The organism is Paenibacillus naphthalenovorans, assembly GCF_900099895.1.
Classification (GTDB): Bacteria; Bacillota; Bacilli; order Paenibacillales; family NBRC-103111; genus Paenibacillus_G; species Paenibacillus_G naphthalenovorans.
This window is the reverse complement of sequence record NZ_FNDY01000011.1, coordinates 71,868-85,151: the sequence shown is the minus strand read 5'-3', so window position 1 is coordinate 85,151 and position 13,284 is coordinate 71,868. Positions and strand designations below refer to the sequence as shown.

The window sequence follows — 13,284 nt, the reverse complement described above, 5'->3', positions numbered from 1 at the left end:
ATACGGGTGAAAGGAAAAGCCGCACTGATTACCGGATCGGCTACGGGTATCGGGAAAGCCATAGCATGCCGTTTGGCGCAGGAAGGCGTCCATATTGCAGTCAATTATTCCAAATCGGAAAAAGAAGCCTTGGAAACCAAAAAGGAGATCGAGGCATTAGGTGTCAATTGCATAGTAATTCAAGGCACGGTATCGGATGACCGGAAAGTAAGGGACATGGTTCAGCAAACGATAGATACCTTTGGACGATTGGACATTTTGGTCAACAACGCCGGTGTGACCGATTTTGTGAAGCACGATGATCTGGAAGGATTGAAGGAAGAATATTGGGACCGGGTCATGGATGTCAATGTGAAGGGGATGTTCTTCTGCTGTCGTGCTGCCGCCGCAGAATTAAAAAAACAGAGAGGCTGCATAGTGAATATCACTTCCGTAGCAGGAATCACAGGCTTAGGCAGTTCCATCGCCTATGCGGCCTCCAAAGCGGCGGCGATCAGCGTGACCAAATCACTGGCCCGTGTGATGGCACCCGAAGTGAGAGTGAATAGCGTTGCGCCTGGGGTTGTGCAGACCAGGTGGGTGGAAGGCCAGGAGGATCATGTGATGCGCTTGGCGGAAGGGACGCCGTTAGGGAGAGTGGCTGCTCCGGAGGATGTTGCCGAAGTGGTTTATTCCGTGATTGCTCATTCCCATTTTGTGACCGGCGAGACGATTAAAGTAGACGGCGGTATGTTTATTTGACAGCAAATCGCATTTTATGAGGCATCGCACGATATGAAGGAGAGGCAGGGTACTATCGCCTCTCTTTTTTGGTTGGTTAAATCTATTAATGTATTCATTAATTTAAGATCATGAGCGAGATTCGGAAAGTGAGATTTTCTTTTGGATTGAAATTTTATAAGTTTTATCAAACTAATTTTACGCGGGTTTAAAATTTCGAGGATAAAAATACAAGAAACTATTGACAATAACGTATACGTTAATTGATAATGAACATACAGATCATCAATAAATCAAGCATATTACAAAATGATGGCAGGAGGCCGAAGCATGAGTGAACACCAACATTTTCGAATTGCAGTCATCCCTGGTGACGGTATCGGGCAAGAGGTAATCCAAGAAGGACAGCGTGTACTGGAGCACTTGGCCCAAGCGTCCAATGGAAAATTTTCTTTCCAGTTTGATTCTTTTCCATGGGGAAGCGAATATTACGCTAAACACGGCCGAATGATGGCTGAAGACGGGTTGGAGCAGCTGAAGGATTATGACGCTATTTATTTCGGCGCCGTCGGCTGGAAAAATGTCCCGGACCATGTGAGTTTGTGGGGATTGAGACTTGCGATCTGCCAAGGCTTTGATCAGTGGGCCAATATCCGGCCTGTTCGCTTCCTGCCGGGAGTGGAAAGCAAGCTGCGCCATCCGAATGTGGAAGAGCTGGATTGGATCTTGATTCGTGAAAATTCGGAAGGCGAGTATTCGGGCTTCGGCGGACGGAATTTCACAGGGCGGGGGAAAGGGAAGGAAGTGGCGGTTCAGTCGTCGGTGTTTACGGAGGAAGGCTGCGAACGGATTATTCGTTTCGCGTTTGAGACGGCCCGCACTCGTAAAAGAAAGAAAGTGACCAGTGTAACGAAAAGCAATGCACAGCAATATGGAATGGTACTTTGGGATGAAGTGTTTGCGCGTGTGAGTCAGGAATATCCGGATGTCGAAACCGAGCAATGGCTGGTTGACGCTATGGCGGCCCGCTTTGTATTGAAGCCGGAAACATTGGAAGTCGTCGTGGGCTCCAACCTGATTGCCGACATTCTGTCTGATCTGGGCAGTGCTCTTGCCGGAAGCCTGGGGCTTGCCGCCAGCGCCAATCTCAACCCCGACAGACGCTACCCGAGCATGTTCGAGCCCGTCCATGGATCTGCTCCCGATATTGCCGGGGCGGGCATAGCCAATCCGATCGGAACCATTGCCAGCGGGGCGCTCATGCTGGAGCATCTCGGCCTTCATGAGGAAGCCGCACTTCTCAATCGGGCGATCGAAGAAACGACTGGACAAGGAAAGCTTACTCCTGATGTAGGGGGTACCAGCAGAACCACGGAGGTTACTGATGCGATTATAGCTAATCTGTCCAATAAAGCTGCCAGTCTTAAATAATCCAAGAGCTGAGGTTGATTTCCGGAAAATCAACCTCAGCTCTTTTCTTTAGGTGGCGCGGATCGTCCGGAGCACTTCCAGAATTTCATTGCGGGCCCTGTAGCGGTGAGATTGCAGCATCGTACGGGCGGCTTCCGGTTCTCCGGCCTTCATGACAGCCAGGATCGCTTGATGTTCGATCATCGAGCGCGTAGGCTTGGGCCTGTATTGTATCGTATACAACCGGGCGCGGTAAAGCTGATCGGTTTGACTGTCCATAATGCCTCTAAGACGCGGATTTTTGGCCAGGTCCACGATATAGTTATGAAACTGATCATCCAGGTCTGTCCAGGCAAGGAGATCGTCGTTGTCCAGTGCCTTTTGCTGCTCATCAACGAGAAGCTCGAGCTGATGAAGTTCTTCTGAAGTGACACGGCCGGCGGCAAGACGGCCTGCAATGCCGTCCAGCGCTTCAACCACCTCGTAAATTTGCTGCAGATCATCCGCTACAATGGGCGCAACGGTAAAGCCCCTGCGCGGGATCAGGCGGACCCAGCCCTCCATTTCCAGACGAACGAGAGCTTCACGCACGGGTGTCCTGCTCATGCCCAGAATTTCGGCTAATGTCCCTTCCAGTACCGTTTGTCCGGGTGCCAATTGAAGATGCCGAATCGCATGGCGAACGGCTAAGTAGGCACGCTGCGGCAGGCGAGTTTCCTCATTCGTCTCTAACTGGGACAAAAAAGACTGCATATTGGAAGAAAGAGCAGGGTTGACCGGTTCTTGGTCATTTCCTTCAGACAGGGGAATCGTCGGTCGTTTTTCCATGTTTATCTGTACACATCCCGATAGCATAAGATTTGATGTCTTAATTTACTTAAATTATAACAAAAAGTAAGCGGATTCCTCAATGAGCCGAGGGGTTGGCGCTCCGGTACTTTTCTTGACAAAAGCCCATTTGTTCGTTAATTTCAATATATGGACAGTAGTTCAAATAAACGAATCATGAAGGTGGAGCTATGACACAAGATAACGGAGCATTTAGAACGGTTTCCCGCATATTTGCCATTTTGCGTCTGTTAAGCAAGAAATCACACGGGCTATCGTTCACGGAAATGATGAATGAGTTTGCCGATATCCCCAAAAGCAGCATGCACAATTTGTTGAAGCAAATGGCTTCACACGGGTATGTGTATTACAACGATGCAACAAAGCTCTATTCGATTGGGGGCGGCATGATTGAACTGGCTTCATCCATCGTGCATCATTTTACTGTCAAACCTTTGGCGCGTCCGTATATAGAGGATTTGGGGACCAAAACCGGGGAAGACATATACCTGGGAATTGTGAGCGGGGATGAATTGGTTTATATCGATAAGGTGAAAGGGACGCATCCCATCCGGTATGACATCCCCGTGGGCACCCGCAGGCAATTTTATTGTACTTCCATGGGCAAACTCTACTTAGCCAGTATGAAGGATGACGAACTGAATGCCTATTTTCAAAAAAAACAGCTGGTTCGAATGACCGAAAGAACAATGACGGATCCTGCACAGATCAGAGAGCACCTCAAAGCCGTTCGCACGTATGGATTATCCATCAGCTATGAAGAAAACATGGATGGCATTGTCGGCATTGCCGCTCCTGTTCTTGACCAATCCGGAAAAATGGCGGCCGGAGTGGTGATTTCCATTCCAACGGACAGAGCAGGCGAACAACGGCTCGATTTTTTGGCGAATCATGTCAAAGAGACAGCGGAGAAAATTACAAACCGCATGGGCGGACAACCATGGAATCGCGGTCACGGCATGGAAACGACCGCATTGGATTGGAAACACTTGATTGCAAGAATGTAATTCATAAAAGCGACCTCAAACCAAATCCTTTCATAGCTGCGATGGCGGCCGACAACCGGGAGCTTTGATTTCAAACCATAGCGGTAGCCGCCTTGAGCGTGATCCAGCGATCATTGATTTCCCCAACCTCCCGGTTTCTCACCGGACAACCCCCATTTGCTTGTTTCTCCATAACCCTGACTTTGATGAGAACCTTTCTGAAACCGCTACCAATTTTGTGATTGACAAGATTTGAGATAAGGAGTAAGATTTAATCAGTTCAATAGTTAGAACAAAAGTTTAAATATTTGAAAAAAGGTGGTGGTTCATGGGGACAATATGGATGGGTCCGTTCACTGCACATGAAAAGAAATCATTGAGCACGAAGGGAGAAGCTTACTATGGCCATCAGAGGACTTAAAGTCGTCGATACGGACGCACATTATTTGGAGCCCATCGAACAGCTTGCTGATTATGCGGATGACGTTTGGAAATCGCGGATCAAAGGGGTGAGTCCGACCCGGCTGCTGCCCATGACGCTCGGGGATCGAATGATGGAGGGCCGGATCAGAAGGGAAGATATGGATTACAACTACCATATTGGATCGAACAAGGAAGGCGAAGTCAAGGCGGCCATGAACCGGCTGCAAATCGACGCTTCTATTTTTGTTCCAAACCACTTAATCTCGATGGGGCATACTCCGGTGAGAGATTTGGTCGTGGCACTTTGCAACGGCTACATCGATTTTATGATCGATAAAGTATTGGATCCTGATGAGGGGATTTACACCATGGTCATCGTTCCATGGCAGGATCCTGAAGAAGGCGCCAAAATCATTGAGCGTGCAGCTCATCATCCCGGTGTGGTCGGAGTATGCTTTATGTGTTCCGGCGCTTACCCTCCTCTTGGAGATGTTCGCTACGATCCGGTTTATGACGCTGCCCAAAGACATGACCTGCCTATGGTATTTCATTCCGCTCCCGGATTGACGCTGGTGGAAGGGGCGTCTCCCGCCGATGGATTTCAACGTTTGATCGAGTCCCATTCATTGGGATTTGCCGTAAGCAACATGATTCAGCTCACCAGCTTACTGATGCAGGGGATCCCGGAGAGGTTTCCAAAGCTCAAATTCGTATTTCAGGAATCCGGGTTGTTTTGGGTACCGATGATGATGTATCGTCTGGACGAATATTACTTGAAACGCCGTTCCGAAGCTCCATTACTCAAGGGCTTGCCGAGCGAATATATTTTGAACCGAATATACTTTGGAAGCCAGCCTATTGAAATGCCCAAGCAGACTCAGCACTTGAAAGCCGTGTTTGACATGGCCAACGGCTATGATCAGTTCATGTATGCCAGTGATTACCCGCACTTTGATTATGATGATCCTTCTATTGCCTATCGCATGCCGTTTCTGGATAAGGAAGCGAAAGCCAAATTTTTGGCAGGCAATGCCATGAAGGTGTTCAATCTTAGAAAAGGGGGAATCAAAAAATGGGAAAACATATCATCGGTCCCGTCGGACAATTCTCAGATGGAACCGTTAAAATAGTCGATCTGGAAGGGAAATCGGTTGGCATCGTATGCACGGGGGGGAAATTTTATGCATTACGCAATTTATGTCCTCATCAGGGCGGCCCGGCCTGCGGAGGCATTTTCCCTACATTAAAAGCAGCGATCCAGGCTAACGGGCGCATCGTGGAATACAATGATTACGAGGAACCGGTCGTATCCTGCCCTTGGCATGGCTGGGAGTTTGATGTGAAAACGGGCGAGTGCCTGGCCGACCGCACGAGGCGAATTGCCGTATATGACGCGACGATAGAAAACGATTCCGTGATTGTAACCATCCCCTGAAGAAAGGAAGAGGGTCCATGAATCCGTTTGGCACATTGAATTATGAAATCAAACCGCATCCGGAGCATCAGCGCTTGAAACATGTTGAGTTGAGCAACGCATCGCTTCAGCAATTTTTTCAATCCGTTAAGGACATCGACATCGAAAGAATCGAATATGTTCCGTTTGAACGATTTTATTTGGCCGATCAGCTTAAAGAAGCGGTTGGAGGTTCATTTCAGCAGACCATCCGGCAAATTCTGCAAGACCGCAGCAGCGGAGGCTTTACCATAGGTGTCCAGGAGCAAACGGACGATACGGATGAATATCTTAAATTTGCAACGGCGATTGCCTATCTCATCGGGATTTCCAATCATGACGCGATGTCGGGCAAGTTTTACGCCAGATTTGCTGTGCAGCATTCGGACGATAGCGATACGTACCTTCGTCAGGCTTTTCGGGTGCTGGAACTGCATACCGACGGCATTTTCGTTGATGAGCCGACGGATTGGCTGATCATGATGAAATTCGTGGAACGAAATGCTGTCGGGGGCGAATCGCGGCTGCTTCACCTCGATGATTGGGAGGACCTGCCTGCTTTCAGCCAACACCCCTTGGCCTCACATATTTATAAGTACGATTACTCCGACAGAGGCAGCAAGAACGTAACAAGTGCCGTATATAATCCCACCTTCTATGAACGGAACCATACCATCTGTATGCGCTACAACCACCAATGTGTCCATCCGCAAACGATAGAGCAGGCGATGTATCTTAAACATATTCAGGAATCGATGGAAAATAGTCCGGGAACGCTCGCCGTAAACCTGCCTGTCGGACAGCTGGTCATACTGAACAACCACTTCTGGCTTCATGGCCGGGAGGCTTTTGAAAAGAATACGGATCTGTACCGGGAGTTAATGCGGCAGAGAGGCGTTTTCGCCCAAAATTGATTTCCGTTCAAGACAGAAAACGGGGAGATGCATAGTATTGTCCAATATCGGATTCCGAATATGCAAGAGTGTCGACAGGATCAATCCGGCCATTATCGCCGGCTTTAAAGGGATTGCCGCATCGAATATTGCGGACGTCATGGGACGCTTTCGCGCTATGGATCATGCGATTAAAAGTGTGAACAAGCCGGGCATTCATGTTGTTGGAAGCGCTTTTACCGTCAGAACGCATCCCTCGGATAACTTAATGGTGCACAAGGCGATGGACCTGGCCAAACCGGGAGATTTGATCGTCATTGATGCTTCCGGGGATATGGGTCATGCGATACTCGGCGAGCTCATGTGTCACTATGCCAAGGGGAAGGGCCTCGGGGGTTTTATTGTCGATGGTCCCGTGAGGGATCTGTATGCCATTGCTGAGATGGGCTTTCCCGTCTTTGCCAGGGGCGGGACACCGCGCGGCCCCTACAAGGAAGGGCCTGGTGAAATCAACACCGTCATTAGCTGCGGCAATGTTCCGGTAGCACCGGGAGATGTCATTGTTGGTGATGATGACGGGGTTGTGGTCATCCCTTCAGCAGAGGCGCAGGAAGTATTAAAGTCAGCCCGGGCGGTGCAGGAGAAGGAAGCGGCGACCATTCAAGCGATTTATGACGGCAAATGGGATAGATCATGGATCGATGCCGCACTTCAAGCCAAAGGATGTGAAGTCATTGAGTAATGGGGTAGTGAAGGTGCCGAAGGCGGAGCTCCAAGATTTTGTTTCCCAGATTTTCACATGTGCAGGATTGGATGAAGAACAATCGTACACGTTGGCCAGACATCTGGTTCTGGCCAATTTAAGAGGCATTGATTCCCATGGCGTCAGCAGGGTCGCCATTTACATTGATAGGCTTCACAGAGGGCTGACCAATAAAAAGTGCGAATTGAAAATCGTCCGGGAAACCGCCTCATTCGCTTTATTCGATGCTCAGAACGCTTCGGGTATCGTCGCAGCAACAAAGGGAATGCAGATCGCTGTAAATAAAGCGAAGCAGACGGGGATCGGGGTGGTCGGGATCAACCATTCGAATCACTGCGGCATGCTTGCCGATTACACCATGTATGCGGCAGAGCACGACTGTATTGCGCTGGCAACGACCAATGCCCCGGCGAATATGGCTCCATGGGGAGGCAAGGAGCGCTTCTTCGGGACCAATCCTTTATCCTATGGAATCCCGGCGGGCGAGGAGGAGGATATCATCTTCGATATGGCTTCCAGTGTCGTTGCCAGAGGCAAGATCATCAATGCTCAGAAAAACGGGCAAACCATTCCCGTCGGCTGGGCGATTTCCAGGGAGGGCAACCCGACAACCGATCCGACGGAGGCTTTGGAAGGGTTGGTGCTGCCGGTCGGCGGTCATAAAGGATACGGGATTGCGATGCTGGTCGACATTCTGTCCGGGCTGTTTACAGGAGCGCAATTTGGGCCGCATATCGGCGATTTGTACCGAAACTTTGAGCGGCATCAGCATGCGGGACAATTTTTTATGGTCATGCGTGCCGATTTATTTCAGCCTTTGCAGATTTTCAAAGACCGCATGGATCAGATGATAAGGGAAATTCGGCAGGTTCCGTTGATTGAAGGAGTAGAGCAAATTTACATGCCGGGCGAAATGGAACGGGGCATGATGGATGACCGCACGAAAAACGGAATACCGTTATCGACACAAGTTGTCCAGGAAATGGTCCAGGTTGCCAATCGCCTGCATGTATACAATCCACTGTTTCAAAGCGTGAAATAAGAGGGGGCTGTGATTCTTGAAAAAGCTGGTTTCGTTTATTCTGGCTGCGGCATTAACGATGGTTGCGGGATGCGGTGCGACGAATCAAGGGACGACAAACCAAGGAAATCAAGCGAATCCGGGCAGCGATGGAAAACAGCAGGCAGCCAATGGCTATCCGAATAAGCCGATTACCTTGATCGTAGCGTTCGAGGCAGGCGGAGGCACCGACGTAGGTGCAAGAATATTGGCTCCATATGTGGAGAAGGAGTTAGGGGTGCCCCTCGTTATATCCAATAAACCGGGCGCCGGCGGCTGGGTCGGTTGGGGGGAATTGGTTAAATCGCCGCCCGACGGTTATACCATCGGATATATTAACACGCCTAATTTAATTACAGGCTATGTGAATCCTTCTACGGCCCGGAAGGAAAACCTCGACAGCTTTGAACCCATTGCCAATCATGTGACGGATCTTGGCGCGATAGCTATCCGGTCCAATGAAACCCGATTCACGGACATCAAGAGTTTAGTTGAGTATGCCAAGGCAAACCAATTAACGGTAACCTCTACGGGAGTCGGCAGTGACGATCATTATGCGGCTTTACGAATGAATCAAAGATTGGGTACGAAGTTCAATGCAGTCCATACCAAGGGCTTCGGCGAAAATTTGAGCAATCTGCTCGGAGGGCACGTGGATGTAATGCTTGCCAATGTCGGTGAAGTCGTTAAACCTCATAATGAAAAACAGTTGAAGGTTATTGCGGTGATGGCGCAGGAACGCTCGTCTTATCTTCCGGATGCGCCGACCTTAAAGGAAAGCGGATTTGGCGATATTGTTTCCTGGTCTGCCCGGGGCATCGCGGCTCCCAAAGGGGTCAGTCCGGAAATTATGGAGAAGCTGATCGCCGCATTCGAAAAAGGAATTAACGACATGGAGCAAAAGAAAAAAATGGAAGACATGGGCCTCCAGGTGGATTTTAAAAAGGGAGAAGAGTACAAGAACATGCTGAAGGAAGAGGAAGCGGGCGTTATGGAGCTGAAGAAGCTGTTGAATTGGTAAGCGAATGAGACCTGATTTCAAAGGTATGGGCATAAAGTCCAAGTAAAAGCTGCACCATGCCTTTGAAATCATAGGGATCGATGCGGGGAAAGGAAGTGGTCTGATGTTGAAAAATGCGGGATTTGTGGTCGGTATCGTGATCCTGCTTTTTGCATCCCTGATTTTATGGCAGTCCTTATCGCTTGACTATTACAGCGAGCTTGGACCCGGACCAGGATTACTGCCGCTTTGGCTTAGTGCGGTTTTAATGGTCTTGTCGCTGCTGTTTATGATGAAGTCGCTCAAGAAAAGTATTATTTTGTTCCCGGAGATTTTACCGAGAAGCAGAGGGCTCGGGAATATTCTGACCATTATCGCTGCTGTGCTTTTTTTTATTATCGCCGCTCCTTTTGCCGGTTTCACGATCGCGGGTATCCTGACGCTGTCTATTATTCTGATAAGAGATTATAAATGGGTTATGGCTCTGGGTGTTTCGGCCACCGTTACGGTATCCCTGTTTTATGTTTTCAAATTTCTCCTCAATGTGCCTCTGCCGGTGAATACATTGGGATTCTAAGTAAGGGGGAAAACCATGGAGTCATTCGTTCATTTATTGTCGGGATTTAGTACAGCGCTTACATTGGAAAATCTGGTCTACTGTTTGCTTGGCGTTACGGCCGGTATGCTGGTCGGCATCCTTCCGGGACTGGGCCCTACATCGGGAACGGCCATCCTGCTCCCCATTACTTTCGGCATGGACCCCATATCTGCGATTATTATGTTATCGGGGATTTACTACGGGGCGATGTATGGAGGCACCATTACGTCTGTTCTTATCAATACCCCGGGCGAAGCCGCATCGGTGATTACCTGTTTGGACGGGCATCCTTTGGCGAAGCAGGGAAGGGCCGGAACCGCATTGGGAGTAGCGGGAATCGGGTCATTCATTGGGGGAACCGTGTCGATTATAGGGCTTGCCTTTCTCGGGCCGGTGATCGCCCGAATGGCATTGAAATTTGGACCGCCGGAGTTTTTTGCTCTGATGGTTTTGGGCTTGACCCTAGTGATCGGTCTGATCGGCAAATCGCTCTTAACCGGGATGATGGCTGCTGTGTTGGGGCTAACCTTATCCATGATCGGGATGGATACCATGTCCGGTGTGGTCCGGTTCAGCTTCGGGGAGCCCCAATTAATGAACGGTTTCGATTTTGTGACGGTGGCTATGGGGTTATTCGGTTTATCCGAAATTTTAACCAATGCCGAAATCCATACAAAAGCGCAGAAGGCTCCTAAAGTGCAAGGTCTATTGCCTAGACGGGAAGAATGGCGTCCAACATTGATGTCCATTGGACGAGGCACCGGATTAGGATTTTTAGTGGGGCTGCTGCCCGGATCCAATTCGGTTATTCCTGCCATCATGTCGTATTCCCTGGAGAAAAAACTGGCTAAGGATCCTGCTCGCTTTGGAAAGGGAGCCATTGAGGGCGTAGCCGGACCCGAAACAGCCAATAACTCCTACTGCGGCGGTGCTCTCATTCCTTTGTTCACGCTTGGGATTCCTAGCTCGCCTACGATTGCCGTCATCCTGGGAGCGTTTATTATGCATGGACTTACCCCGGGTCCCACTCTATTTCAAAATAATCCGGATTTTGTCTGGGCCGTCATTGCCAGTATGTTTATAGGCAACTTTATTTTGCTCATCATGAATGTGCCTATGGCAGGGTTGTGGGCCAAAATTGCAACCGTTCCGTTCAAGCTGCTTTTTCCCATTATCCTGATGATTTCAATTTTGGGTGCATATAGTGTGAATAACAGCCTTTGGGATGTTGGAGTCATGCTCGCATTTGGTATTATAGGGTATTTTATGAAGAAGGTCGATATTCCTATGGCGCCTCTGGTGCTAACCTTTGTTTTAGGAAAGCTGATGGAAGACGCATTGATGCAGTCGTTAATCATCTTTAACGGAAACTTCTTCTCCTTTTTCCAGCGTCCGATTTCAGGTACCATTCTGGCCATTTCCATCCTGATTTTGATGATAAGCTTTATAGCAGGCTTGAAGAAGAAAAAGGAATTTTTGGCTAATGACGTTGAAATGTAAACGACGTAGAGGAGCTGCAATCCTGTGGAAGACTTGAAATCTGCATAACGAGGGGGTCAAATACAGATTGACTCTGGAAGCATACCCAAAGACAGGTGACGTTGCGGCCTGTCTTTTTTTGTATTGAACAGAAAATTCCAGTGGTATGGTCGGCAGATGCGCTTGGAGTAAGATTGACACGTATTGGATGTTGAATTAAAATGATTCCAAAACTACCAATATACACGCATCCCGGCCCCTGAGATTTAAGTTGTGACCTGTAATCCCATACATAGGACTCCAATCATAGCCATCAGCAAGTTAATCCACTGATTTCCAATTTTATGATCTCAGCATCAGCAATTTGTCAGAATATGTAAGTCCAAAGACCTATTTTGAAAGCGTTTTAATTATTGGGGATTTATACCTGGTGGTAAGAATTTAACATTGAAACCTGAACATCATTTGTGGAGGTGGAGTACATTTGAATTCTTACATGAGCCGACGTCAATTCCTCAAAAAGATGACGAAATGGACTGTGCTGGGGGTGGGTCTTTGTCTGAACGGAACGCTGCTTGCCGCTTGTGAGAAATCGATTACAGGCGGCGGCTTGAACTTGGAGGACCCGGATACGGAGGAACAGAAACCGTTTATATTTTTTTCCAATAAAAGTCTGGGGTACTATTTTTATATTATTCAACAGGAGGCCGTTAACCGCGCGGCTCAATCGATCGGATGGGGCTTTCAGTCTTCTGTTGCCGATTTCGATCCGTCCAAGCAGGATCAGCAAATTCGGGATATATTGGCCAAGAAGCCGGTCGCTGTGGTGGCAGATCCGGTAGACAGCGAAGGGCTGGAAGAAACGATGAGTGCAGCCAGGCGCGAAGCCATTCCGGTGGGAATAATCGATACGCCGCTCATGACCGGCGAAGCCTCGATTACGATCGCCTTCGATAATTACAAAGCCGGGGAAATGGCCGCCCAAAAAATCATTGAGCTGTTGACAGAAAAGTACGGAACGCCTAAAGGGATCGTACTCAACTGTTTTGGCCAACTGAAGAGCCATGCGTGGAATCTTCGAAAGCAGGGCTTTGAAGCGGTGATCCAAACCTATGAGGATGTCGAGTTAATCAGCCGCGCCACCGAAGGCGATTTAACGAAAATGCATGATGTAACCGCCGAAATATTGTCCCAATTTCCACAGCTTGACGCCGTCCACGCGCCTTCAGAAACCCCCGCCCGCGGTATTTATCAGGCATTGAAGGAAAAAGGCAGGCTCCATCCCAAGGGTTCGAAGGAGCACGTTATTTTTGTCACCATAGACGGGGAGCCGATCGCACATCAATGGATTAAGGAGGGGATTTTGGATGCCACCATCTCTCAGGATCCGATTGCTTACGGGGAAATATGCGTCGAGCTTCTGAATAAGTATGCCCGGCAGGGTAAGGAGGTCCCTCTGGAGCAATATTCGAACAGCAAGTACTACTGGGAAAAGGCGCAAATTATGCAAACCGCCTCCGGTCCAAGCCTGATTCTGCCGCCGTTTGAAGTGAATACAGGCAATGTGGACGACAAGCGGCTGTGGGGGAATATCGCCTTTAACGACTGGGGAATCAAATATTATTAACCATGACATCAAACAAAGAGAGG

The 13,284-nt window shown here is 48.9% G+C and carries 13 protein-coding genes; 12 read left to right on the top strand and 1 reads right to left on the bottom strand.

Features of this window, described 5'->3' with window-relative positions; translation table 11 throughout:
- The first annotated feature begins 6 nt into the window (after window positions 1-6).
- A complete protein-coding gene (locus BLT35_RS13080; RefSeq protein WP_249929563.1) occupies window positions 7-741 on the top strand; it encodes an SDR family NAD(P)-dependent oxidoreductase in 735 nt (244 codons plus the stop codon).
- Window positions 742-1,050: 309 nt separating this feature from the next.
- Entirely contained in the window at window positions 1,051-2,151 is a 1,101-nt protein-coding gene (locus tag BLT35_RS13075) for a tartrate dehydrogenase (RefSeq protein WP_074728313.1), read from the top strand.
- A 48-nt stretch (window positions 2,152-2,199) separates the two neighbouring features.
- Here the strand turns inward: BLT35_RS13075 and BLT35_RS13070 are convergent, their stop codons facing one another.
- Complete coding sequence (locus tag BLT35_RS13070; RefSeq protein WP_082660719.1) at window positions 2,200-2,958, bottom strand: GntR family transcriptional regulator; 759 nt, start codon at window positions 2,956-2,958, stop codon at window positions 2,200-2,202.
- A 191-nt stretch (window positions 2,959-3,149) separates the two neighbouring features.
- On the opposite strand from BLT35_RS13070, the gene BLT35_RS13065 reads away from it, so the two are divergent.
- The 10 genes from BLT35_RS13065 to BLT35_RS13020 all read left to right on the top strand — a co-directional run bounded on the left by BLT35_RS13065 (window position 3,150) and on the right by BLT35_RS13020 (window position 13,261).
- Window positions 3,150-3,986 (top strand): IclR family transcriptional regulator, encoded by an 837-nt coding sequence (locus BLT35_RS13065; RefSeq protein WP_074728311.1) that lies wholly within the window; start codon window positions 3,150-3,152, stop codon window positions 3,984-3,986.
- Between the two features lie 380 nt (window positions 3,987-4,366).
- Window positions 4,367-5,518, top strand: a complete 1,152-nt coding sequence (locus BLT35_RS13060; protein ID WP_062408123.1) for an amidohydrolase family protein — start codon at window positions 4,367-4,369, stop codon at window positions 5,516-5,518.
- Window positions 5,461-5,823, top strand: a complete 363-nt coding sequence (locus BLT35_RS13055; RefSeq protein ID WP_054817170.1) for a Rieske (2Fe-2S) protein — start codon at window positions 5,461-5,463, stop codon at window positions 5,821-5,823. Before BLT35_RS13060 ends, BLT35_RS13055 begins: the two co-directional genes overlap by 58 nt.
- A gap of 17 nt (window positions 5,824-5,840) precedes the next feature.
- Window positions 5,841-6,755 carry a glutarate dioxygenase GlaH gene (gene glaH, locus BLT35_RS13050; RefSeq protein WP_062408125.1) on the top strand — a complete coding sequence of 305 codons (915 nt, stop codon included), beginning with the start codon at window positions 5,841-5,843 and terminating at the stop codon, window positions 6,753-6,755.
- Between the two features lie 37 nt (window positions 6,756-6,792).
- Window positions 6,793-7,476, top strand: a complete 684-nt coding sequence (locus BLT35_RS13045) for an RraA family protein (RefSeq protein WP_054817171.1) — start codon at window positions 6,793-6,795, stop codon at window positions 7,474-7,476.
- The gene (locus BLT35_RS13040) at window positions 7,469-8,539 is read left to right on the top strand and encodes an Ldh family oxidoreductase (RefSeq protein ID WP_175471984.1); all 1,071 of its coding nucleotides are present in this window, start codon (window positions 7,469-7,471) and stop codon (window positions 8,537-8,539) included. Before BLT35_RS13045 ends, BLT35_RS13040 begins: the two co-directional genes overlap by 8 nt.
- Window positions 8,540-8,555: 16 nt before the next feature.
- Window positions 8,556-9,578: a tripartite tricarboxylate transporter substrate binding protein gene (locus tag BLT35_RS13035; RefSeq protein WP_074728309.1), complete on the top strand. Its 1,023-nt coding sequence runs from the start codon at window positions 8,556-8,558 to the stop codon at window positions 9,576-9,578.
- Window positions 9,579-9,681: 103 nt separating this feature from the next.
- Window positions 9,682-10,134 (top strand): tripartite tricarboxylate transporter TctB family protein, encoded by a 453-nt coding sequence (locus BLT35_RS13030; RefSeq protein ID WP_074728307.1) that lies wholly within the window; start codon window positions 9,682-9,684, stop codon window positions 10,132-10,134.
- Window positions 10,135-10,149: 15 nt separating this feature from the next.
- On the top strand, window positions 10,150-11,655 hold the full coding sequence (locus BLT35_RS13025) for a tripartite tricarboxylate transporter permease (RefSeq protein ID WP_074728305.1): 1,506 nt from the start codon (window positions 10,150-10,152) through the stop codon (window positions 11,653-11,655).
- A 463-nt stretch (window positions 11,656-12,118) separates the two neighbouring features.
- A complete protein-coding gene (locus BLT35_RS13020; RefSeq protein WP_062408137.1) occupies window positions 12,119-13,261 on the top strand; it encodes a sugar ABC transporter substrate-binding protein in 1,143 nt (380 codons plus the stop codon).
- The last annotated feature ends 23 nt before the right edge of the window (window positions 13,262-13,284 follow it).